The 22,400-nt window shown below is 67.8% G+C and carries 24 protein-coding genes and 1 pseudogene; 7 read left to right on the top strand and 18 right to left on the bottom strand.

From position 1 onward, the window contains the following. Window positions 1-46: 46 nt before the first annotated feature. Together lepA and VF106_RS35155 are read left to right on the top strand one after the other, a co-directional pair. Complete coding sequence (gene lepA / locus VF106_RS35160) at window positions 47-1,894, top strand: translation elongation factor 4 (protein WP_330844256.1); 1,848 nt, start codon at window positions 47-49, stop codon at window positions 1,892-1,894. Window positions 1,895-1,937: 43 nt separating this feature from the next. Continuing rightward, window positions 1,938-2,489 carry a response regulator gene (locus tag VF106_RS35155; protein WP_330844255.1) on the top strand — a complete coding sequence of 184 codons (552 nt, stop codon included), beginning with the start codon at window positions 1,938-1,940 and terminating at the stop codon, window positions 2,487-2,489. Here VF106_RS35155 and VF106_RS35150 read toward each other — a convergent pair. From VF106_RS35150 to VF106_RS35135, 4 genes and pseudogenes are all read right to left on the bottom strand, one after another. Continuing rightward, window positions 2,453-2,614: pseudogene (locus VF106_RS35150) on the bottom strand (helix-turn-helix domain-containing protein); the annotation flags it as partial. The gene VF106_RS35155 and the pseudogene VF106_RS35150 overlap by 37 nt on opposite strands. Before the next feature lie 93 nt (window positions 2,615-2,707). Further along, window positions 2,708-3,154 (bottom strand): NUDIX domain-containing protein, encoded by a 447-nt coding sequence (locus tag VF106_RS35145; protein WP_330844254.1) that lies wholly within the window; start codon window positions 3,152-3,154, stop codon window positions 2,708-2,710. Between the two features lie 34 nt (window positions 3,155-3,188). Continuing rightward, window positions 3,189-3,566 (bottom strand): GNAT family N-acetyltransferase, encoded by a 378-nt coding sequence (locus tag VF106_RS35140; protein WP_330844253.1) that lies wholly within the window; start codon window positions 3,564-3,566, stop codon window positions 3,189-3,191. Beyond that, window positions 3,479-5,020, bottom strand: coding sequence for a helix-turn-helix domain-containing protein (locus VF106_RS35135; RefSeq protein WP_330844252.1), 1,542 nt, complete (start codon window positions 5,018-5,020; stop codon window positions 3,479-3,481). Before VF106_RS35135 ends, VF106_RS35140 begins: the two co-directional genes overlap by 88 nt. A 135-nt stretch (window positions 5,021-5,155) precedes the next feature. Between VF106_RS35135 and VF106_RS35130 the strand changes: the two genes are divergently transcribed. Genes VF106_RS35130 through VF106_RS35115 form a run of 4 tightly spaced genes read left to right on the top strand, consistent with a single transcriptional unit; the run spans window position 5,156 to window position 7,503 of the window. Continuing rightward, complete coding sequence (locus tag VF106_RS35130) at window positions 5,156-5,608, top strand: glycine-rich domain-containing protein (protein ID WP_330844251.1); 453 nt, start codon at window positions 5,156-5,158, stop codon at window positions 5,606-5,608. 59 nt (window positions 5,609-5,667) lie between these two features. Further along, window positions 5,668-6,477: a hypothetical protein gene (locus VF106_RS35125; protein ID WP_330844250.1), complete on the top strand. Its 810-nt coding sequence runs from the start codon at window positions 5,668-5,670 to the stop codon at window positions 6,475-6,477. A 19-nt stretch (window positions 6,478-6,496) separates the two neighbouring features. Next, a complete protein-coding gene (tsaA, locus tag VF106_RS35120; RefSeq protein WP_330844249.1) occupies window positions 6,497-6,910 on the top strand; it encodes a tRNA (N6-threonylcarbamoyladenosine(37)-N6)-methyltransferase TrmO in 414 nt (137 codons plus the stop codon). Window positions 6,911-6,948: 38 nt separating this feature from the next. Next, entirely contained in the window at window positions 6,949-7,503 is a 555-nt protein-coding gene (locus VF106_RS35115; RefSeq protein WP_330844248.1) for a Uma2 family endonuclease, read from the top strand. On the opposite strand, the gene VF106_RS35110 is transcribed toward VF106_RS35115, so the two are convergent. Both VF106_RS35110 and VF106_RS35105 read right to left on the bottom strand, forming a co-directional pair. Further along, window positions 7,477-7,902 carry an HD domain-containing protein gene (locus VF106_RS35110; protein ID WP_330844247.1) on the bottom strand — a complete coding sequence of 142 codons (426 nt, stop codon included), beginning with the start codon at window positions 7,900-7,902 and terminating at the stop codon, window positions 7,477-7,479. The two genes, VF106_RS35115 and VF106_RS35110, sit on opposite strands and share 27 nt — an antisense overlap. Further along, entirely contained in the window at window positions 7,899-8,870 is a 972-nt protein-coding gene (locus VF106_RS35105) for a zinc-binding dehydrogenase (protein WP_330844246.1), read from the bottom strand. The genes VF106_RS35110 and VF106_RS35105 overlap by 4 nt, the downstream gene beginning before the upstream one ends. A gap of 67 nt (window positions 8,871-8,937) precedes the next feature. Here VF106_RS35105 and VF106_RS35100 point away from each other — a divergent pair, with 67 nt between their 5' ends. Further along, window positions 8,938-9,195 carry a hypothetical protein gene (locus VF106_RS35100; protein ID WP_330844245.1) on the top strand — a complete coding sequence of 86 codons (258 nt, stop codon included), beginning with the start codon at window positions 8,938-8,940 and terminating at the stop codon, window positions 9,193-9,195. A 219-nt stretch (window positions 9,196-9,414) separates the two neighbouring features. Here the strand turns inward: VF106_RS35100 and VF106_RS35095 are convergent, their stop codons facing one another. The 12 genes from VF106_RS35095 to cysN all read right to left on the bottom strand — a co-directional run bounded on the left by VF106_RS35095 (window position 9,415) and on the right by cysN (window position 22,348). Next, window positions 9,415-10,194, bottom strand: a complete 780-nt coding sequence (locus VF106_RS35095; protein ID WP_330844244.1) for an enoyl-CoA hydratase-related protein — start codon at window positions 10,192-10,194, stop codon at window positions 9,415-9,417. Window positions 10,195-10,204: 10 nt separating this feature from the next. Continuing rightward, complete coding sequence (locus tag VF106_RS35090) at window positions 10,205-10,732, bottom strand: hypothetical protein (RefSeq protein ID WP_330844243.1); 528 nt, start codon at window positions 10,730-10,732, stop codon at window positions 10,205-10,207. 9 nt (window positions 10,733-10,741) lie between these two features. Beyond that, entirely contained in the window at window positions 10,742-13,828 is a 3,087-nt protein-coding gene (locus tag VF106_RS35085; protein ID WP_330844242.1) for a helicase HerA domain-containing protein, read from the bottom strand. Further along, window positions 13,825-14,451, bottom strand: coding sequence for a hypothetical protein (locus tag VF106_RS35080; protein ID WP_330844241.1), 627 nt, complete (start codon window positions 14,449-14,451; stop codon window positions 13,825-13,827). Before VF106_RS35080 ends, VF106_RS35085 begins: the two co-directional genes overlap by 4 nt. A 20-nt stretch (window positions 14,452-14,471) precedes the next feature. Then, complete coding sequence (locus VF106_RS35075) at window positions 14,472-16,076, bottom strand: tyrosine-protein kinase family protein (RefSeq protein WP_330844240.1); 1,605 nt, start codon at window positions 16,074-16,076, stop codon at window positions 14,472-14,474. A 1-nt stretch (window position 16,077) separates the two neighbouring features. After that, on the bottom strand, window positions 16,078-16,665 hold the full coding sequence (locus tag VF106_RS35070; RefSeq protein ID WP_330844239.1) for a toll/interleukin-1 receptor domain-containing protein: 588 nt from the start codon (window positions 16,663-16,665) through the stop codon (window positions 16,078-16,080). A 157-nt stretch (window positions 16,666-16,822) separates the two neighbouring features. Further along, window positions 16,823-17,446 carry a cyclase gene (locus VF106_RS35065; RefSeq protein ID WP_330844238.1) on the bottom strand — a complete coding sequence of 208 codons (624 nt, stop codon included), beginning with the start codon at window positions 17,444-17,446 and terminating at the stop codon, window positions 16,823-16,825. A 143-nt stretch (window positions 17,447-17,589) separates the two neighbouring features. Beyond that, window positions 17,590-18,348 carry a sirohydrochlorin chelatase gene (locus tag VF106_RS35060; RefSeq protein ID WP_330844237.1) on the bottom strand — a complete coding sequence of 253 codons (759 nt, stop codon included), beginning with the start codon at window positions 18,346-18,348 and terminating at the stop codon, window positions 17,590-17,592. Beyond that, window positions 18,345-19,220 (bottom strand): ABC transporter permease, encoded by an 876-nt coding sequence (locus VF106_RS35055; protein ID WP_330844236.1) that lies wholly within the window; start codon window positions 19,218-19,220, stop codon window positions 18,345-18,347. The genes VF106_RS35060 and VF106_RS35055 overlap by 4 nt, the downstream gene beginning before the upstream one ends. Then, window positions 19,213-19,986: an ABC transporter ATP-binding protein gene (locus VF106_RS35050; RefSeq protein ID WP_330844235.1), complete on the bottom strand. Its 774-nt coding sequence runs from the start codon at window positions 19,984-19,986 to the stop codon at window positions 19,213-19,215. Before VF106_RS35050 ends, VF106_RS35055 begins: the two co-directional genes overlap by 8 nt. A gap of 13 nt (window positions 19,987-19,999) precedes the next feature. Continuing rightward, the gene (locus VF106_RS35045; RefSeq protein WP_330844234.1) at window positions 20,000-21,058 is read right to left on the bottom strand and encodes an ABC transporter substrate-binding protein; all 1,059 of its coding nucleotides are present in this window, start codon (window positions 21,056-21,058) and stop codon (window positions 20,000-20,002) included. A gap of 9 nt (window positions 21,059-21,067) precedes the next feature. Beyond that, window positions 21,068-22,348 (bottom strand): sulfate adenylyltransferase subunit CysN, encoded by a 1,281-nt coding sequence (gene cysN, locus VF106_RS35040; RefSeq protein WP_330844233.1) that lies wholly within the window; start codon window positions 22,346-22,348, stop codon window positions 21,068-21,070. Window positions 22,349-22,400 lie beyond the last annotated feature (52 nt).

Below are 22,400 nucleotides of genomic sequence, written 5' to 3'. Positions count from 1 at the left end.
CTCATGGGACGATAGGTCGTATCCGTAGACACCGCGAGGAACCCGAGTGACGACTTTCGCCGACACGACCTTCACGAAGCCTGAGCTGATCAGGAACTTCTGCATCATCGCGCACATCGATCACGGCAAGTCGACCCTTGCCGACCGGATGCTGCAGCTCACCGGCGTCGTCGAGGAGCGGGCGATGCGGGCGCAGTACCTGGACCGCATGGACATCGAGCGTGAGCGCGGCATCACGATCAAGGCGCAGAACGTGCGGCTGCCGTGGCAGGTCGACGGCCAGGACCACGTGCTGCACATGATCGACACGCCGGGCCACGTGGACTTCACCTACGAGGTGTCCCGTGCGCTGGAGGCGTGCGAGGGCGCGGTGCTGCTGGTCGACGCCGCACAGGGGATCGAGGCGCAGACCCTCGCCAACCTGTACCTCGCGATGGAGAACGACCTCACGATCATCCCGGTCCTGAACAAGATCGACCTCCCTGCGGCGGACCCGGACAAGTACGCCGGGGAGATCGCGCACATCGTCGGCTGCGAGCCGGGTGACGTGCTGCGTGTCTCGGCGAAGACCGGCATCGGCGTGCGGGAGCTGCTGGACGAGATCGTGCGGCTGGTGCCGCCGCCGGTGGGCGTCGACGACGCACCGCCACGAGCGATGATCTTCGACTCGGTGTACGACACGTACCGGGGTGTGGTCACCTACATCCGCGTCGTCGACGGCAAGATCACGCCGCGGCAGCGGATCAGGATGATGTCGACGGGCGCGACGCACGAGCTGCTCGAGGTCGGCATCATCTCCCCGGAGCCGAAGCCGAGCAGCGGTCTGGGCGTCGGCGAGGTCGGCTACCTGATCACGGGTGTGAAGGACGTCCGGCAGTCGAAGGTCGGCGACACGGTCACGGCCGAGAAGCGCGGCGCGACGGAGCCGCTGGCCGGCTACCGCGAGCCGAGGCCGATGGTCTACTCAGGACTGTATCCGGTGGACGGTTCGGACTACGCGGATCTGCGTGAGGCACTGGACAAGCTGCGCCTCAACGACGCCGCGCTGAGCTACGAGCCGGAAACGTCCGCGGCGCTGGGCTTCGGCTTCCGCTGTGGCTTCCTCGGCCTGCTGCACCTGGAGATCGTGCGCGAGCGCCTGGAGCGCGAGGCCGGCCTCGACCTGATCTCGACGGCGCCGAACGTCGTCTACCGGGTCGTGCTCGACGACGGTGGCGACGCCACGGTGACGAACCCGTCGGACTGGCCGGAGGGCAAGATCGCCGAGGTGTACGAGCCGGTGGTGAAGACCTCGATCATCGCGCCGAGCGACTACATCGGCGCGATCATGGAGCTGTGCCAGAGCAGGCGTGGACAGCTCGGCGGCATGGACTACCTGTCGAGCGACCGCGTGGAGCTGCGTTACACCATGCCGCTCGGTGAGATCATCTTCGACTTCTTCGACACCTTGAAGTCCCGCACCCGCGGCTACGCCTCCCTGGACTACGAGCCGGCCGGCGAGCAGGCCGCGGACCTCGTGAAGGTGGACATCCTCCTGCAGGGCGAACCGGTGGACGCCTTCTCGGCCATCGTCCACCGCGAGTCCGCCTACGGCTACGGCACGAGGATGGCGTCGAAGCTGCGCGAGCTGATCCCGAGGCAACAGTTCGAGGTCCCGATCCAGGCGGCGATCGGCGCAAGGGTCATCGCCCGCGAAACCGTGCGCGCCATGCGAAAGGACGTGCTGGCCAAGTGCTACGGCGGTGACATCACCCGCAAGCGCAAACTGCTGGAGAAGCAGAAGGAAGGCAAGAAGCGCATGAAGATGGTGGGCCGCGTGGAGGTCCCCCAGGAAGCCTTCGTCGCCGCCCTTTCCACCGACGAGTCCCCGGACAAGGCGAAGGGCAAGAAGTAGCGACAGCACGGAAGTCACCCAGGCCGGACGTGTGGGTGAGCAGATGGTGGATGGTGACCGTGTCGGCGACCTTGGTGGCGAAGCCGCTCAGGTGTTCGTAACGGGCCGCGCGGCATGGACGGTCGAGTACAGCTGCTCGGCGGTCGTCCTGATGGACGTGCGGATGCCCGAGATCGACGGCGTCGAGGCCGCCCGCCGGCTCTGCGTCGGCGGCTGCCCGAGCCGGATCCTGATGCTGACCACGTTCGACCTCGACGAGTACGTGTACGCCTCACTGCGGGCCGGCGCGAGCGTCAAGGACACGCTCGCCGCCGACCTGCTCTCGGCGATCCGTGTCGTCGTACGTGGCGACGCCGTGGTTGCGCCCAGCGTCACCCGTCGCCTCCTCGAGCGCTACGTCGGCACCGGACCGGACCCGACCGCACCGACCCGTCGTCTTCGCCTACGAGTCGGGCCTGGTGCGCGCCGGGTCCGGCCAGGCCCGGTCGTGATCGACCGAGGGCTACAGCCCGAAGGTCTTACATATGCCAGCGTCACCGCCAGGGACGGCAGGGTGATGCCGCGTGCGGCCTGCGCCAGCGTCGTCGGGGAGTAGTGCGCTCGCCGCGCCAACTCGCGGTATCCCAGACCGCCCGCGCGGCGCCGCAGTTCCCGTAGCTCGGCGGCGAATCTCGCCACCGGCCCCTCCGCCGGATCCACCGGATTCTCCGGACGTGCCATCCCCCACCAACCCCTATGTCATCGCTGCTCCCGAGAAACGTCTCATCAAATCTCGTTGTGCACTACTGGTTCCCGACGCCGCACAAAAAGGGATCAGTGCTGGATGCCGTGTTCCAGGTACAGCGTGCGGTTTTCGGCGTTGGCGCGGAGTGCCGCGTCCATCCGGCGGCGTAGGCGGGGGATCAGGCGGTCGAGTGCGTCCTCGGGTGGGAGGAACGCGTACGAGTCCAGTTCCGTCGCCTGTAGGCGGATCGTGGCGATCTCGGGTTCGGTGAGGACGCCGCCGTCGAAGACGAACAGGACTCGGTCGCCGTGTTCGGGGTGCGGGGCCCAGTCGACGACCAGCAGGCGGCCCGTGGCGCGGGTCAGCCCCAGTTCCTCCGTGATCTCCCTGGCACAGCCCTGCGACGGCGTCTCGCCCACTTCGATCACGCCGCCGGGGATCTCCCAGTGGTTCTTGTAGTTCGGTTCGACCAGGAGGACACGACCGGTTTCGTCGCGGATGAGGGCTCCTGCGGCACTGAGGATGGTGTTGTGCACGGCAGCCAGTGCACCATGCCGGCCAGTTGCGCCGTCAACTCTCGACTCGCAGTGGCAGGATCATCGCATCGAAATTCGGCGCGTCCGGGTAGGGCTGGAGCTTGCCGATCTTGCGCCAGCCCCACCGGGTGTACGCGTTCTGGGCGGCGTCGTTGTCCTCGCGGACGAGAAGCGTGGCCCGTTCTTCCGGCCGGCCGCCCAGTAGGTCGTCGTGTAGCGCGTGCGCGACGCCTTTGCCCTGCCATTCGGGCACGACCATGAGTTCGTTGAGCGCGAACGTGCGGCAGCCGTTCTCGTCCGTGAAGCCCTTGTCGACGGGTGTCGTCAGGCCCTGCCACCAACGTGCGTTCGCGGGAAGCGCGTAACCGAACGCCAGGCCGATGGCCGTGCCGTCGGCGAAGGCCGCGACCAACTCGAACCCTGGCGCACGCACATACCCTTCGACCCGTTCGACGAACCGCTCGGTCGAGTAGAACGTCTTGTCAATGACATCGGCATGGCTCGCCTCATAGACCGGCGCCACGACCAAGTGGAGGATTTCCTCGGCGGAGTCGGCGTCCACGTGTCGGTACGTCGTTGACATCGTCGGGCTACCTTTTTCCTCTCGGACATGCTGACGGATTCGCGAGCCAGTCGGACCTCGGGTCGGTCGTGGTGGGTTCGCGGAACCAGGTCGAGCGTCAGCATTGCGCTTCGCGCAACAATGCCGTCGTCACGCTGCCACGGCTCGAGGCGCTCCATCGTCGACCTCAAGTGGTCGGCTCCGGCACCGACGTCACCCGATTGAATGAGAGCGGCAGCGCGGTGATGTTCGATCTGGCTACCGCCTTGAAAGTTGCCGCCGGGATACACGGCAAGCGCGGAGTCTTGCGCCTTCCCCGCCTCGTTCAGGCGCCCGGCGCACGCATGCACGTGACTCACGACATGGTGCAGCCGTTGCTCTCCCCAGTTCCATTGACTCGTCGAACAGTTACTCGCAGTAGCGGGCAGGCGGGTGAACAGATCGAGAACAGTCCCCATCGCAGCTGCGGACTCATCGTGCCGGCCCAACTGTCCCAGTGCCTGGGCTTGTGCAGCGAATCCGCTGATGACTCCGACGGACGGTGATGAGCGACCCGCCGCGACCGCGTGGTCGGCCAGTTCAAGAACTCGTTCGGGCGGGCTGTTGTACAGCGACATGACGGCGTGGCGACCTCGCACCAGTGCGACCAGATTGTGATCTCCGGTCACAGCGGCGGCGTGTGCGGCGGTTCTCCACCAGCGTTGCGCGGAATGGCGCTCGCCGGCGTTGATCAGAGCGATCGCGGTCAGGGTCGCCAACTGCGACGCGCTGTGGACCAGCCGCTTTCTGATCGTGCTTCGAGACCGAGCGAAATCAGCCTGGATGTCGGCGAAATCGGCGACGATGTTGGGCAGTACCTGTAGCGCTGGCGTAGCGCCTACCTCGCGGGCGTAGTCGGCGACTGTCCGTTCCCAGTCGTCGGCGTCGCGGTCCACTGGCTCTGTACCGAGCATGCCGTCGAGGCCGCGCCGCACATCTTCGAGTCGGCCAGCCAGCGGGGACGCGGCTAGCGGGCCGAAGATTCCCAGGACGGCCCGCCGGTTCATGTCGTCCACATCTTCGTCCATGTGTTCGTCCAGGAGCAGCTCGAAGCGGCTCTTGGCGCTGTCGTCCGCGCGGTGCAAGGCCATGTCCAGGATGGCTTGGGTCTCCGGGAGCGGGAACGTCGACGCGCCGCGTTCGTCCCATTTCGACACGGTCCGTGCGGCCACGCCCAGATGGGCGGGGAACGCGCGGATGCTCATCCGCAGCGCTCGTCGCAACATTCGCGCCTCGTGGCCGCTCCAGCGGCGAACCGTGGTCACTCACACCTCCTCTCCCAGTTCACCACACGGCGCAGTTGCGCTGCGTCGTAAGTGCGACACAAGTACAGCATCGAGTCGTTTCGACGCCGGCCAGACCGGGACATTCTTTAGTCGTCCGACAGGAAAGGAAATACGGTGACAACGACGACGCAACAAAAGACCGGTCGCTCCCTGGTGTCGACGAGACTGTTCGAACGCCTGGTCATCAGGTTGATGACCGATGAGGGACTTTCCCCGACATTCGCTGCCCGAGTGATGGACCAGGCACTGGCATTCCTGGGCACTTCTGCTGTCCACCGGGGCGAGCCACTGTCGCCGAGTCGAGCGGTTGATCCTGGCTGGCACACCTTCATTCTGCACACCCGCGACTATCGCGAGTTCTGCCGACAGACGGCTGGGCGTTTCATCGATCATGTGCCGATGCGGGAACCGTTCGGTGATCCTGGTCAGTCCGAGTCGTCGTTGCGTCGTACTGTGGCCGCTATGCGGCAGGCTGGCTATCAGGTCGACGAGGTGTTGTGGTTCTCGGTCGCCGCCTGCACCGGTTGTCACGGTGGTTGCCACGACGACCCGCCGCCCAGCCCGTGATGGTTCGCCGGGCATGGACCGACTTACCCGCGGGCGTGCGCGGGGAGGTCGAACGGCATGTGGGCGTGGTTGTCGGCGAAAGTCCAGCGCCTGCCGGCCGTCATTCGGAAATCTCCACCACCCTCCGTACGTCGACTGGCCGCGTCTTCGTCAAGGGCATCACCACTGGTCACTCGGGTGTTCGGGCGCACCGGCACGAGGCGGCCGTCAATGTGAGACTGCCTGATCTCGCGCCGCGACTGCTGTGGACAGTCGAGGTCGACGGCTGGTTGCTGCTCGGGTTCGAGCACGTCGCCGGTCGGCATGCTGACCTGTCGCCAGGCTCGCCGGACCTTCCGTTGCTCACCGACGCGCTAGGCGATCTGGCTTGCCGACCGGCGGGCGAAGCGCCAGACCTGGCCACACAATGGGTGAGGCTGGCCGCATGGCGGCGGCTTCGTCACAAGCCGCCCGTCGATCTTCATCCGTGGTCACGCGCGAACCTTGACCGCTTCGTCGATTGGGAACGGCATGCTGTCGACGTCGTCGCCGGCGATCACTTGGCGCACACCGATCTGCACTCGCTCAACGTTCTTGTCGGTCAGCGGCTGCGAGTCGTCGACTGGGCGTGGTCGAGGGCGGCGGTGCCGTGGTTGGACGCCGGGTTCGTCCTGCTTCGGCTGATCGACGCCGGGCACTCGCCGACCGACGCGGAACAGTGGATGGCGAGGGTCGACGCATGGGCCGCGACATCGGACGAGGATCAAACGGCGTTCGCTGTCGCGGTGTTGGGGATCTGGGAGTTTCTGCAGCGCGATCAGCCGTTACCGCATCGTGCGCGGTTGACGGACGCGGCACGACGTTGGGTTCGGCATCGACTGGGGCAGTAGAGAAAGGAACGAGGAGTCGGTGAACGAGTACACGCTGCGCGCGGTGGGGCATGTCGAGTCGACGTTGACCGAGCGGGCCGCGGCGCCTCGGCAACCCGATGAGGGAGCGCCCGATGCCTGGCTCGTCTTCGACGATCGGTACGTCGCCGCGTTGGACGGGTTGCTTCCCGGGACGGACGTGCTGCTGCTCACCTGGCTCGACCGTGCCGACCGGGACACGCTCACCGTCCATCCGCGTGGCGACGTGAGCCGGCCGCTCGCCGGTGTGTTCGCCACCCGCGCACCCGACCGTCCGAATCCGATCGGGCTTCACCTCGTCCACATTCTCGCCGTCGCCGGTAACCGGGTGCACGTTCGCAACCTCGAAGCGCTTGACGCGACCCCGATCCTGGACGTCAAACCTCTCCTCGCCCCGGACAGCACACAGCGCTGAGGATGGTGTTCCGCACGTCGGCAGTGCACGATGTCGGCATGGGGCGGCCGTTCACCGTGGACGATCTCGAGTTCATGCCGGATGACGGCAATGTGTACGAGCTGATCGACGGTGTGCTGTTCGTCAGCCCGCAGCCGGGGCGGCGACATCAGCGGGCGTTGTGGCGGCTCGGCGAGTTGCTCGACGACGCCTGTCCCGAGGACCTGGTCGTGTTGTGGCCGCCCTATGTCGTGCGGATGTCGTGCGACACCGAGCTGCGGCCCGATCTCCAGGTGGCCTGGGAGGTGGACGTCGAGGACGAGACGGTGCTCGACGCGCCGGAGCTGGTTGTCGAGATCGTCGATCCGAGTACGACGATCAACGATCTCAACAACAAGAAGGTCGCCTACGCACGCATGGGTGTGCCGCACTACTGGGTGCTCGACCCCACCCGGCCGTCACTGCTGGCGTACCGCCTGGACGGTGGCTCCTACCAGCGGATGGCGCGGGTGTGTGCGGAGGAACCCTTCGAGACCGACGACCCGTTCCCGGTCCGGGTCGTGTTGGCCGAGCTGCTCGGCCGCCGGTCAGGCGGTCAGGAACCGCAGAGCTGACTCGTACTTGGTGCGCAGTCGCTCCTGCGTCTGCGTGTCGAGGCGGGAAAGGCGCTCCGGGGACATGTTGTCCGCGAGGTCCGCGCGTTTCACGGCCAGCGCGATCGGGTTAGCCGCCACGCGTGCCAGGTAGGCCTCCTGGTCCTCGCCCGGCTGCTTGCTGATCGCGGCCACCGCGGACAGCACCTGCTCAGGGCAGCCCGCCGCCCTCAGGTCGGCGAGCGTCACCGAGGTGTCCTCGACCACGTCGTGCAGCACCGCCGCCATGCGCTCGTGCTCGTCGCGCAGCGCGCCCATCACCCTGAGCGGATGTGCGATGTACGGCCGGCCGGACTTGTCCAGCTGGCCCTCGTGCGCACGGCGTGCGACCTGGATCGCCTCGTCCAGTGTGAAAGTCATGCTGCTCCTCGCGTGAAGACGATCTTGCCGGCGGTCTCGCCCGCGAGCATCTGTTCGAAGCCGTCCTTCGCCTCCGTCATCGGCAGTTCCGTGCCGATCGCCGGGCGCAGGCCCTTGAGGTCGCAGAACGACAGCAGGTCGGCCAGCTCGTCGCGGTTGCCCATCGTCGAGCCGATCACCCGCAGCTGCATGAAGAACAGCCGCTGCAGGTCGGCGTTCGCGTCCGGGCCGCTCGTCGAGCCGGACACGACGATCGCGCCGCCCGGCTTCAGCGAGCGCATCGAGTGCGCCCACGTCGCCTTGCCCACCGTCTCGAACACCGCGTCCACCCGCTCCGGCAGCCTCGCGCCCGTCTCGAACGCGTCGTCCGCGCCGAGTGACACCGCCAGCGCCCGCTTCTCCTCGGTCCGGCCAGTCACCCACACCCGGACGCCAGCGGCCTTGCCGAGCGCGACCAGCGCCGTCGCCACGCCGCCGGACGCGCCCTGCACGAGCATCGTCTGCCCCGGTCGCAGTCCGGAACGGCTGAACAGCATGCGGTACGCGGTGAGCCACGCCGTTCCCATGCAGGCGGCGTCCGCGAACGACAGTGACTTCGGCTTGGGCAGCACGTTCCTGGCCGGTACGACCACCGTGTCCGCGAACGTGCCCTGGTGCTTCTCCGTGAGGAGTGATCGCTTCGGGTCGAGCGTCTCGTCTCCGTACGATGTGTCGCCGATCACGCTGTGCACCACGACCTCGGTGCCGTCCGCCAGCACGCCGGCGCCGTCGCAGCCGAGGATCATCGGGAACCGGTCCGCCTTGATGCCGACCCCGCGCAAAGTCCACAGGTCGTGCATGTTCAGGCTGGCCGCGCGCACGTTGACGGCCACCCAGCCGTCCGGCACGTCCGGCTCTGGCCGGTCACCGACACGCAACGCGTCGAGCGGGCTCTCCGGGTTGGGTTCTGCGGCGTACACGGCGAACATGCACATCAAATTACCCAGTTGGGCCATCCCTCGAACCAGAGAAGTGGCGCAGGTCTACTCTCGTGTTATGGCCGACTGGTGGAACGGCGTCGAGTTGTGGGTGGCGGGTATCGCCTTCCCGTTCCAGTTCGCACTCGTCGTGCTGTTCCTCGGGCCGCTGTGTGTCGGCGTGGCGTGGGTGATCGACCGGACCGTCGACCACGCCTCGACCTGGTTCGGACCGGCACCCGGCGACGAGGAACCGATCGGCGCCGAGGCGACCGGCGTCGAGGTCGCCCAGGACGAGGAGCGGACCGAGGACCTGGTCGACTCCGTGCGTACGTAGAGTGATCACGTGGGTTCGAACAGACGCATCACGATCGCCCTGATCGCGCTCGTCCTGCTGGTGATCGTGGGCTACTACCTCACGACCTAGGCACCGCTCGCCCGCCGGCACCCCCTGCTCGGCGAGCACGCCTTCGCCGTTGGCGATCTTCGTCGTGTCTTGTGGGGGCCGAGCCCCCACACCCCCAGCCGGGGGCGAGCCCCCGGACCCCCAGCATGCTCACTGGACTTGACGGGGCACCCAGCTGGCCGGGCGCTTCTCGGCGAACGCCCGGATCCCTTCCTGCCCCTCCGCGCCTGCGAAGAACCCGGCGGACAGCTCCAGCATGTCCCCGAACTCGTCGTCGATGTCCGCGGCGCGGGCGCGGCGCAGCACCTCCTTCGTCGCGGCGAGTGCGGTTGGTCCGCCCAGGGCCAGCATGCCGGTGTAGCGGTCGACCTCGGCGTCCAGCGCCTCGGCCGGCACCGCGGCGTTGATCAGGCCGATCGCGACGGCCCGCGCGGCGTCGAAGCTCTCGCCCGTCAGGAGAAGCTCGTGCGCGGCGCGGGGGTGCAGCCGCGGCAGCACGGTGACGGAGATCACGGCCGGCACGAGCCCGAGCCGCACCTCGGTGAACGCGAACGTGGCCGTTTCCACGGCGACCGCGATGTCCGCGGCCGCGACGATGCCGACGCCACCGGCCCGCGCCGGCCCGGCGAGCTTCGCCACCACCGGCTTCGGGCTGGTCCAGATCCGGGTGAGGATCTCGGGGAACTCGTTGACCCCGGCGGTGCTGGAGTCCGCGTTGCCGGCCTCCTTGAGGTCCATGCCGGCGCAGAACACGGGCCCGGTGTGGTCGAGCACGATCACCCGCACCGCGTCGTCGCCGATGGCGGTGGCCAGGTGGTCACGCAGCTCCCGCCGCAGCTGCGCGGACAGCGCGTTCCGGTTGTGCGGCGAGTCCAGCGTGACCGTCGCGACACCGTTGTCGGTCGTGTAATGCACCAGCTCATCAGCCATGCGGCTGAGACTAGCGAGGGGCGTACCGGATGGGGACGTAGTGATACTCACCCGGCGCGCCCCACACGTACACCTGGTGCTTGACCGGCGTGGCACCGAAGTCGTAGGCCATGTAGGTGGTGCGGCTGCCGTCGGTCCAGTGCTCGAACAACCGGACGTGCTTCCCCCACGCCAGCAACGCGTCACCCGCGCGCAGCTGATCCTTGTCGATCACCCGGGCGACGTCCATCAGGTCGTGCTCCAGCCCATTGCGCGGCGTGGCGTAGCTGACCGGCAGCCCCCAGACCATCGACACGAACCCGGAACAGTCGGTGCGGTAGTACGGCTGATGGCAGCCACCCAGCACGCCCCGCCAGTCGGTCCGTGCGTAACCGTCGCCGGCCATGAAGCAGGCGTCCTGGTCATACAGCGGCGACCGCTGGAACCACTGCTCGGCCCGCACCATCATCGGCTCGCTCACCGCCGTGTACGGCGTGGCGTCCGCTCCGACCGCGATGCCGCACAGCAGCAGCACGATCGCCCCCATGGCTCTGTGCACGGCCGGAGCCTAACCTCCCGCGCGTCCGTTCCTGGCCCGTTCGAGCACCTCCTCGTCGCGTAGTGGGCTCGGTGGGTGGTGGCTCAGGCAGAACGGCGTCGCGAGGAGTTGGAAGCCGACCTGCTCGGTGGTGACGTAGAACTGTCCGACGCCGAGCCCGCCGACGTCGTCCAGCCTGGCGCCCTTCGTGCGGGCGATGTCCTGCACGGCCGCGATCTGGGTGGCGTGCTGGAGCCTGCCGACGAACTGCGTCGTCGCGTTGCCGGTGATCTGGTTGTGCAGGCCCTTCGGCGCCTGGGTGGCGAACAGCAGCCCGAGACCGTACTTGCGGGCCTGCGACGCGAGCACGATCGTGCTGTACAGGCTCGCCGTCGCCTTCTGCGCCGGGGCCAGCATCTGTGCCTCGTCCATGACCAGTAGCCCGCCGAGTGGGCGGTCGTGGGCCGGGTTGCGTTTGAACCAGGCGAAGATCTCCATCTGCAGCTGGTTGACGAAGCCCTGCCGCTGGTCCTCGGACGGCAGGCCGACGAAGCTGATCACCGAGATCCGCGCCTTCCTGCCGGGCGCCGGGGTGAGCAGGGCGGCCGGGTCGGCCGGTTCGCCCATGCCGCCGAGCAGCGGGTTGTTCACCATGGCGGCCTTCAGCGTCTGCGCCAGGCCAGCGGCGATCTTCTGGCTGCCGATCAGCTGGCTGACCCCGTCGGGCAGGTCGGCCAGCAGCTCGACGAAGCCGGGCAGGCTGCGTGCGCCGGTGCGGGCGTAGTGCCTCAACGCCTCGCGGAGCACTGCCTTGCCCCAGCTCGCCTTGTCGGTGGTGCCGTTGACCTTCGCGTGCGTGGCGAGAGTCGCGACCGCGGCCTCCACCGACTGGTCGAACTCGTCGGAGTCGTCCAGGACGCTCGAGAAGTCCGGCAGCGGCTGGAAGCTGAGCGGACGGCCAGCGGCCCGCCCCGGGGTCCACACGACGACATCGGTGTTCGCGAGGTACTCCTTGGCGAGCTGCTCGTCACCGGGGCCCCACTGTTCCGGCGGGCTGGGCCACGGGTCGCCAAGGCGGGCGAGGTCGTTGTTCGAGTCGAGCACGATCGCCGACACGCCGCGCAGGGCGCACTCCTCGACGATCCGCCGCATGAGCACCGTCTTCCCAGAACCCGACCCCGCGAAGATCACGACGTGCTTGCGCAGCGTCTCCAGGTCGAGCGGCACCGGCTCGCCACCGGCCGTGCCGAGGGGGATGGTGTTCTCGTCCCGCGGTGCTGTCTCGTCGGGCGGCTGACTCGGGGTCGTCGCGGCCGGCAGGATCTCGCTCAGCAGTGCGGACTTACTCGCCGGCTGACGTGCCACCAGCCATTCGAGCAATTCGAGGTTCCAGTCTCGCAGCATCACCTCCAACGCGCTGAAGGTCCGCAGATCATCCTCGGAGATCTTCAGGTGCTTCCCGCCACTGGCCCAGAACTCGTTGAGCTCGACCCGGGTCTTGTCGCCCCGTGACCACTCCGGTTCACGGAGGACGATCAGATGCCTGGTGGCTGAGCCGGTGCGGCCGCTGGCCGCTGCCCTGGCTTTCCGCAACCGACTCAGCGCGGCTCTCGGGTGGGTCGCCGCGATGGCTCGGAAGGCCCAGTGCTCCTCTATGTCCAGTTTCTCGTCGATCACCCGGTTCAGGCAGGCGTGCAGGACCCTGGTGTCGGACGGGATCTCCACTCCCCAATCCATGTTGTCGTTGCCGGTTTCGATGATCCACGCGCGTAGCGCGGCGGACAGGTAGCCGGGTACGACCTCGTTCTCGGTTCGGTCGTCAAGCGCTTTGCCGATCTCCGCAATGTCGCGCAGCTCGGCGAACTTGGCGTCGAACTCGACGAAGGTCTCCGGCTCGCGCACAGTCGCCGCGACCTCGGTGGCCGTCACGTCAGGCTGGTCGGGGTCGAAGGACGTCAGCTCACGAATCGTCCCCTTGAGACAAGTTTTGACGTGGACGTGGACCCGCTTGAGGATCTCCCGAGCGGTGTACTCGTCCCAGTTCTCGAACGCCACGGGGGCCACCGGCCAGGTTGGATGTGGCGGATCGAAGTTCTCCCGCTGGAAGGGCACGCTGAGCCAGGCCTCGACGAACTCCCGAGCCCGTTCCGGGTCAGAGATCCGACTGACGGTGATCGGTTCGTGGAACCGGTCCGGCACGGAGCCGATCGCCTGGTTCCGCAGCAGCTGCCAGCTGGTGGGTAGGCAGGCCACGATCGACAGGGTCCGTTTCGTCCGTTGCCGCAACATCATCAGTCCGTCGGCGACCAGGGCGACCTCTCCGTCAACCTCGGCGTTGCGGGCCGGGTTGTCGTTGGTCAGCTTGGCCTTCGCGAGGAGTGTGTCGAACTGGTCCACAGCCATCACACTGGGCCCGGTCAACGCGAGCAGCGTGGAGACCTCCTCCACCATTTTGGGCGCTGGCTTGCTGTCTCGCCGAATGCCCCACGTCTGCCTGGCGTGATCGTCCTGCGCCTCCTTGCCGGCGAGGTAGTCCTCGCCGACTGTCTGGACATCCTGGTTCCTCGCCATGCACAGGACGAGCGCACGGGCCGTGTCTCCGCACTCGCGGGCCGCCCGCGAGTTGCGGCGACGAAGCGCGGCCATGAACACCTGGAGATCCTCGCCGGTCAGCGGCTCCTCTCCGGTGATGGCTTTGGTCACGGCCTCGGGTGTCCCGGTCCACTCGCACAGCCTGCGCAGGAACAGTGCCAGCTGGGTTTCGCCGCTGTCGTCCGTGTGTGACAGTCCGGTCAGCAGTGCGTCGGCCGCGTCCGTCCAGAAGGTGTCGCCGGAGTTGAGGGTGATCAGGAAGAAGTAGCCCTTCTGTCGCTGCACCTCGCGGCGGACCCAGCCCAACAGGTGGGTCTTGCCGACCCCCTTCTGCCCCTGGAGCACCAGGCCGATGGGGCTGGGCCCTTCGCTCCAGGCCGCGTCGTTGATGCCGTTGCGGATCTCCTGTTCGGCACGTTCGTGCACGCCGTCGACGTGGTAGGGCGAGGTGCTCCAGATGTGGTCCGGTGTCTCCGACCAGTTGAAACGGAGGGCGGCGAGCGCTTCTCGCCTGGAATCACTCATGATCGCTCGACCACCAGTAGGTGGTTGTCCTCACCGCCGATCCGGATCGCGGCGGCGCGATCGGCGTCGGTCAGTGCCCTGCGGTCGGGATGCGGGGTCAGCTCGGCACGCTTTGTCTTGCTCATCTCCTTCAGCACCCGGTCCACCTCGGACCGGTCGGCGCCGTTGAGTCGCTGCCGGAGCTGCGCCAACGGGACGTAGTCGCCCTGTTTCTCGGCCAGTTGCCGGTACGCCGAGGTGATCTGCTCGTCGAGATCCGCGGGCGCCTCGGTCGCCGCCCTGAACAGCTGGGCGAGGGCCTTGTTGTCCCGTTGCAGGTAGCGGGCCAGGCCGTCGAGGACCAGGTAGAAGGCGCCGGCGACCTCCTTCGTTCCACTGAGGAGGCCGCCGGTCAGCTCCGCCTCGCACCGCTTCCAGCCGGCGTCGGTCAGCGTGTGCAGGTACGGCTTGCTCCGGCTCGCCTGGGTGCTCGTCACCAAGTGGCGTTCGTTGAGTGTCGTGCGCGTCTTGCCGTCGATGCGAAAACCGACGAGCTCGGACAGCTCGTTGTTCGAGATTTCCCGACCGGCACCCATCAGGGCGAACAGTGCCGCGATCTGCGCTTTGCTGAGTGGATCATTCATTGGGGGGAAGCCTCCGAATTTCACGGGCGTTTCTTGATGCGGCGGTTGATTTCGCTGACGAGTTCGGTAACCAGGTTGTTTACTTTCGTGGGAGCGTCGTACCGGGCGCCTGATGCGCCGGCCGTGGTGCGGCCGGCCAGTTCCTGGGTCAGCACACGCAACTGTTCGAGATCGCCATTCCGCACGGACGGGGACATGGCGTGCAGGGTCTGTTCGACGAGGAACCAGTCGTAGTTGCCCAGCATGGTTTGCCGGGTCAGCTCGAGCACGGAGATCGCGCCGGTCAGGACCCCGGAGTCCATTGACTCACTGACCACCTCGCCCCGCAACTGATGCGCCGCGTCCATGACGGCGAGGCCCGCGCCGAGTTCCAGCCGCCGGATGTTGCGCAGGAACCCCGGCATGGACGTGGGGCTCGTCGCCGCGGTGAGCACGGGGAACAGCCGCCGGTCGTCGGTCACCAGCGTGCGGCGCAGGAACCACTCGGCCTCCGCGACCTGCCAGCGGGTCACCTTCTCATCGATGACCAGGCACAGGTGCCGGGCGACGTCCCGCGTCCTGCCCAGGAAGTCGATGTCACCCGACAGGGACCGTTTCGCGCGGATGCCCAGCTTCTCCAGAGCGGTGACGAGGTCGGCGGCCACGCGTTCGGCCGACCTCGGGCAGCTCACCAGGATGTCCAGTTCGAACGCGCTGGCCTGCCCCTGCGCGGCCGCGACGTAGGCGTCCCGGTTGTCGGCGAGGAGGTCGGTGCGGTCGAACCGGTGTGCCACGATCGCGGCGACGGTCTCCAGCGCGTAGGCGATGTGGTCGGTCGACGGGGTGATCTCCTCCAGCACCGGCAGCTGCTCGCCGAAACTCCAGTACGAGACGTACGGCAGGGTGAGGTGACGCAGCATCAACGCGGGCGGCACGTGCTTGACCAGCCAGTTGCTGAACAGGGGCGTGGTCGTCTTCGTGCAGGCCTGGAACCACGTCTCCGCCCGCTTGTACTCGACGCGGCTGTCGAAACGGGACAGCACCGGCAGCACGGTGAGCTTCGGCCGGTCGTACGGCATCCGGTCGCGCGCCTCGTTGGCCCGCCGGGCCACATCCACGGCGCCACCGAGGCTCTGCTCGTTCGCGGTGAACACCAGTACCAACCGGTCCGGCAGGTGGGCGGTGCAGATGCTGGCGATGTCGGCCCACCCCGTCCTGCTGTCGATGAGGACGAAGTCGTAGTGGGTGACCCATTCCTCCCGCAGTTGTTCGAGGACGTTCGCGAAGCCGCGTTCGTACAGTTCGGCCCAGTCGATGCCCTGCACGCGTTGCGAGTAGTGGTCGTCCTGGCGGCCCGCGGCGATCAGGTCGACCACGCCGTCGCCGGAGTTCATGCGGGTGACGTACCGCGCCGTCGAACCCACAGTGCCGTCGGTGAAGTCGGCGACGACGTTCACCAGTCCGGTACTGGGCGGGTTCGCCAGCAGCGGTGCGAAGTACTCGTGCAGGCCAGGCGCCTCCAGGTCCCAGTCGACGACGAGTACGCGGTTTCCCCACCGGGCCAACAGAAGCGCGATGTTCGCCAGCGTGAAACTCCGGCCGACGCCGCCTTTGTATGAGTAGAACGTGACGATCGTGCCGTCCACGTCACCACCTCGGGAACTTGGTCGTCGGTGGGATGGGCACATCCGGGCGACGCACCGGCCAATCCGGTTGCCATGGCGGCGCGCCGTTCAACAACTGCTCGACATCGGCTGCGATCACGCGCATTCTTCGGTGGAACTCGAGCCAGTCCAGCGACTGTTGGAACATGAGCTCGGGGACGTCCAGCCCCTTCATGTCGTGCCACATCCGATCCAGCCCGTACTCGGGAAAGTTCTGGGAGTCCGAGTACAGGACCGGGAGGATCAGCCCCTGCGTCAGCTCGGGGGAGGCCAGGCCCAGCAGGCGCTCGCGCTCCGCCATCGACTCCCACTCGGCCTGGCACCACTTCGACTGGAAGTACTGCGCGGAATAAATGGACACGAGGATCTTCGAGCGGGTGAGGACCTGCTCCAGCCGGCTGGGCCAGACCGTGCCCGACTCCATTTCCTGGTCGACGAACACTGTGGGTTCGTGGCCGATCTCGTCGGTGAGACAGGCGCGTAGTTTGGGCAGGAAATGGTTGTGTACCCAGGCCGGCGAGCTGCCTTTGCGAGAATAGCTGAGAAAGACGTCGAACTCGTAATTGTTCACCGCGCCCCGTCGCCCCTCTGACCCGATCGAAGCTGCGTTGGACAGCATAAATGACGAGGTCGCGGGATTAGGGGACAAAAAGTGGACAGTATTAAAAGGAGAGGCGTTCCCCCACGTCGTTGTGGGGGAACGCCTTGTACAGGGCCCGGCTCTTACCTCATGCGATCGTGGTCGAGGTGAGCACCGGGTTCGGGCTCGGGAAGCACGACGTCGGCGCCGTGATGTCGCCGATGAACGTGGACACGACCGTCGTGAAGGTCAGGCCCGGGTTGGTGAAGCTCGTCCCGCCCAGCGTGGACGTGACAACGCCTGATGCCCCAGCCGTCAGGTGAGTGGTGATCGTCGGCAGCTCGTACGTCGAGCCACCCGCGATCGGCCCGGGGAAGCGGATCGTGATCACGCCACCGGACTGTGACGCCGTCGGGGTGCCCCCCAGGTTCGAACCACCCGCCAGGGCGATGCCCGTCAGTGTCGCGTTCGCCGGGACCGGGACCCTGAGCGTGAACGTGTTCACGTTCCTCACGGTGAAGCCGTTCGCCTCGGCCGGGACCTGGCCAGCGGCAGGGTCGACGACGATGTCGAATGCGCTGCCAGGGGCGACGGTCGCCGGCGCGGTCGCGTCGACGGTCTGGATCAGCGAGCTGGTCTGGGCGCCGAGTGGGGTGTTGGCCCGGCAGTTGTAGTTGATGTCGGTCGCCGCGAGCGCCTGAGGGGCGCCCACCACTGCCAACGTGGCCGCGGCGAGTGCGGCCGTGCCGGTTTTGAGCAGGGTGAACTTCATTGTCCTCACCTCTGGAAACCGTTGCAGGGTAAGAGATCCCGGTGCCGGGGTGATGTCGCGACCCCTCTTGTCTACCGGCGAGTAGGTATCTCAGTCAAGAGGCAATGGTTACCGAAGGTATGTGAACGGTTACCCGCCGCAGGTCAGGCGTACTGGACAGACCGGACCGTGGCGGCCTCGGTGTACCGGTCCACGACCAGCGCGGCCAGTTCCGGCGCCGGCCCCAGCGGCTCGGCGACCAGCGCGTCCGGCCCCGCGAGTGCCGCCACCTTGTCGGGCAGCCGGCCGGGCGCGATGAACCACGACGCGACCGCGATCCGCGAGGCCCCGTCGGCGCGCAGCGCGGCAACGGCCTCCGGCACGGACGGGTCGGCCATCGACGCGAACGCGGCCCGTGTCGGGAACCGATGCGCCCACGATGCCGCGACCGCCGCCACCGCGGCGTTCGCGGGTGCGTGCGACGAGCCCGCGCCGGCCAGCACCACGCCCAGCGTCGGATCGTCCAGCGCCACACCCGTCGCGGCCAGCCGGCGCAGAGCAACCGCCGAAAGGATGTTCGCTCCGCAAGCTCCGCTCGGAAATCGCTCGTCCGGGCCCAGCACCTCGGACACCGTCACCGTGAGCCGGGGGAGCCTGGCGTGTACCTCGGCCACCAGCGACGGCAGGTCGACGCGTGCGTGATAGGCGGCTCCGAGCAACAGCGGCACGATCACCGCATCTCGGTGCCCCTCCGCCGCCAGACCGGCCAGCACATCGGGCAGGCGAGGCGCGGACAGTTCCAGGAACGCGGCCCGCACGTCGAGATCGGGCCGCTGCGCACGCACCACGTCCAGCAGCGCGGCGATGGTCGCCGCCGAGCGCGGGTCACGACTGCCATGTGCGACGGCAACGAGAGGTATCACAGTGCCCCGGTCAGCCCGCGAGCACGCAGCACGGCACGCTCCAGCGGGCGGAACACCAGCAGCTCGATCCCGATACCCACGAACAGGATCAGGATGATCGCCGCCATGACCATCGACATGTCCGACAGCGACATGCCGTTGTGCAGGAACTGGCCGAGCCCCACGCCGAGCTGCGGCGACGTCGCGATCAGCTCGGCCGCCATGAGCGAACGCCACGAGAACGCCCAACCCTGCTTGAGCCCGCCGAGGAAGCCAGGCAGGGCGGCCGGCAGGAGGATGTGCCTGGCCGACGCCAACCGGCCGGCGCCCAGCACCTTCCCGACCCTGGGCAGTATCGGCGGGATCTGGTCCATACCGGACACGAGGCCGTTCGCCACCGACGGCACGGCACCGAGCAGCACCACGAAGTAGATCGACGCGTCGGTCAGCCCGAACCACAGGATCGCGGCCGGCACCCACGCGACCGACGGGAGGCTCTGCAGGCCGGACACGAAAGGCCCGATCCCGCGCCGCACCAGGCTGAAGTTCGCGATCAGCAGGCCGAGCGGGATGGCGGCGGACACCGCGATGACGAACCCGATCACCGCACGGTGCACCGACACCCACAGGAAGCTGAAGAACTCCCCGGAAAGCACCCTGCTCCAGATCTGGTCCCACACCGCGGCAGGCGAGGGCAGCTGGTACTCGGGCCAGAACGCGGCCGCCCACAGCGCCTGCCAGATCGCGACGACCGCGACGAGCACGAGGACGGGAGGCAGCACCTGGCCGAGGATCCTGCGTGCTCTGCTCCGCCCGTCCGACGCGGTAGGGGTGTCGAGCGCGTCGAGCCCGGCACCGACGGAGGCATCGTCCACGACGGTGCCCTCAGGCATGGTTGCTGATCACCTCGTGCAGTCGCGTGTTGATCTCGTCCACGACGTCCGCCTGGGCCGAGGCGTTCAGGTCGTCCACACTCCACTCCTGCACGACCCGGCCCGGCCGAGACGAGAGCAGCACGACCCGCTGCCCGAGCCGCACCGCCTCGCGAACGTCGTGGGTGACGAACAGCACCGCGGTCGCGGTGGCCCGCCAGATCCGCAGCAGCTCCGACTGCAGCACGTCCCGCGTGATCGCGTCGAGCGCGGAGAACGGCTCGTCCATGAGCAGCAGAGAGTTGGCGTCACCGTCCACAGCCGACGCGAGCGCACGAGCCAGTGCGACACGCTGCCGCATGCCACCCGACAGCTCGTGCGGCCGCTTGTCGCCGACGCCGGACAGCCGCACCAGTTCGAGCAGCTCGTCCGCGCGGGCACGCCGCTCCGCGCGGCCGACGCCGTTGAGCCGCAGCGGCAGCTCGACGTTGCGTGAGGCGGTCAGCCACGGCATCAGCGCGGCTTCCTGGAACATGACCGCGGGCCGCGAGGTGTTCAGCTCGATCTCGCCCGTCGTGGGCCGATCGAGGCTCGCCACCAGGTTCAGCACGGTCGTCTTGCCGCACCCGGACGCGCCGAGCAGGCACACGAACTCACCCGGCGCCACGTCGAGATCGACGCCGTCGAGCGCGGTGACCGCACGCCTGCCCTGTCCGAACGTCTTGCTCACGCCGGAAAGGCGCACGGCGTATTCGGTTCGCACACCGACCTCGAGCGTCGCGGTCATGTCCCGTCTCCCCTTACTTCTTGTCCAGGCCGCCGGCGTCGACTTCCGGCTTGCCCGCTTCCTTGAGCACGGCGTTCAGTTCCGTCAGGTCAGCGAACCCGGCCACGTCCGGCGCCTTCTCCGCGATGCCCGCCGTCACCTGGTCCTCGGCGAGCTGCTTGAACTCACCCGCGATCGGGTCGAACGTGAGGGTGATGTTCGACCACGCCCGCTCGATGGTCTCCGGCTTGAGTTCCTTACCGGTCAACGCCTTCAGCTGTGTGTTGACCGCGGTCTGCGCGTCGGCCTTGTTCGCGTTGGCGTAGTCGATCGAGGCGACCAGGCCCTTCAGGAAGGCCTTCACCGTCTGCGGGTGCTCCTTGAGGAACTCGGTGCGCACGATCACGACGGTGGTCGGGAACTGGCCGTCCGGCCACAGCTCCTTCTCGTCCAGGAACACCTTCGCGCCAGCCTCGAGCACGAGCCGCGACGACCACGGCTCCGGCAGCCACGCCGCCTGCACCTGACCGCCCTTGAACGCGTCGAGGGTCTGCGCGTTCTCCATGTTGGTGACCTGGACCTTGTCGGTGAGTCCCTTGCCCGCCAACCACTTCTTCAGCGCCACGTCCTGGGTGTTGCCGAGCTGCGGGGTGACGACGGTCTTGCCGACCAGGTCCTCCGGCGAGTTGACGTCCGCGCTCGTCACGAGCTGCGCGCCACCCGAGGTGACACCGGAGATCAGCCGGACCGCCTCGCCGTTCGACTTGGCGTAGGCGTTGATCGCGGGACCCGACCCGATGAAGCCGATGTCGAGCGAGCCGCCGAGCAGTGCGGACACCTCGTTGGGGCCGGCGTTGAACTCCTGCTTGGTCAGCTTGGTGCCGCCCAGTTCCTTCTCGTACAGGCCCTTTTCCAGGCCGATGAGCGCGGGAGCGTGGGTGACGTTCGGGAAGTAGCCGAGCCGCAGTTCCGTTGCCGGGCTCGTGTCCTGTGCTGCCGTGTCGGATTCGCTTGAGCCGCTGTCCGCCCGGGAGCACGCCGAGGCGAGTAATGACAACGCGACGGTCGTGGCGACGAGTAAGCGGGTACGCACGAGGTTCTCCTAAACCTTGTCCAGCAACGGAAGCGGAGCCCCGACCAACCCTGCCGCCAGGGTCGTGCCATCCGCCGGATCGATCACCAGGAAGGCGCCGGTCCGGCCGTGGCTCGTGTAGCGGTCGACGGGCAGTTGCTCCGCGAGGCGCAGCGACACCTGTCCGATCTCGTTGAGTGCCAACGCTTCCGGGTTGTCGTGCGTGGACAGCTTCTGCTCGTCGAAGCGGGTGCGCAACTCAGTGACCATTGCTTGGACGGTCTTGGCGCCGGACTTGACAAGTACCCGTGCGCCCGCGCGTAATGGCTTGTCGGCAAGCCATGCGAGGGTCGCGGGAAGCTCGTCGGTCAGCTCCGGCGGTTCGGTTGCGCTCGCGATCAGATCGCCGCGCGAGATGTCGATGTCGTCGGCCAGGATCAGCGTGACCGAGCGGCCCGCGACCGCTTCGAGCAGCTCGCCGTCCGGCGTGTCGATCCGCGTGACGGTGGTCCGCACACCCGCAGGCTGCACGACGACCTCGTCGCCGGGCCGGACCGTGCCGGCGGCGACCTGGCCAGCGTAGCCGCGGTAGTCCGGGAACTCCGGTGTGCGCGGCCGGATCACGTACTGCACGGGGAACCGGAACGGCGCCTCGTGCGGGTCCGGCTCGACCGGCACGGTCTCCAGGTGGTCAAGCAGTGTCGGGCCCGCGTACCACGGCGTGTTGGCCGAGTGCTCCACGACGTTGTCGCCGACCAGCGCCGACACCGGGATCGCGACGACCGAACCGCCTGCGTAGCCGAGTGTGGTCGCGTGGTGGGTGAACTCCTTGGCGATCACCTCGAACGTGCCCTCGTCGTAGTCCACGAGGTCGATCTTGTTGACCGCCAGCACGAGCCGGGGCACGCCGAGCAGCGCGAGGACCGCGGCGTGCCGCTTGGTCTGCTCGATCACGCCCTTGCGCGCGTCCACCAGCAGGATCGCCAGCTCGGCCGTTGACGCGCCGGTCACCGTGTTGCGGGTGTACTGCACGTGCCCCGGGGTGTCGGCGAGCACGAACGTCCGCTTGTCGGTGGCGAAGTACCGGTAGGCGACGTCGATCGTGATGCCCTGCTCGCGCTCGGCGCGCAGCCCGTCGACCAGCAGCGAGAGGTCGGGGGTGGCGAGGCCCTTGTCCACGGACGCGCGGTGCACGGCCTCGATCTGGTCCGCCAGCACCGACTTCGTGTCGTAGAGCAGCCGGCCGACCAGCGTCGACTTGCCGTCGTCCACGCTGCCCGCCGTCGCGAAGCGCAGGAGGTCGCGGCCCATCTTTAGAAGTACCCCTCTCGTTTGCGGTCCTCCATCGCCGCCTCGGAGAGCC

The sequence above is a fragment of the Actinophytocola sp. genome, from assembly GCF_036378875.1.
GTDB lineage: Bacteria > Actinomycetota > Actinomycetes > Mycobacteriales > Pseudonocardiaceae > Actinophytocola.
This window is presented reverse-complemented; position numbering and strand designations above follow the sequence as displayed.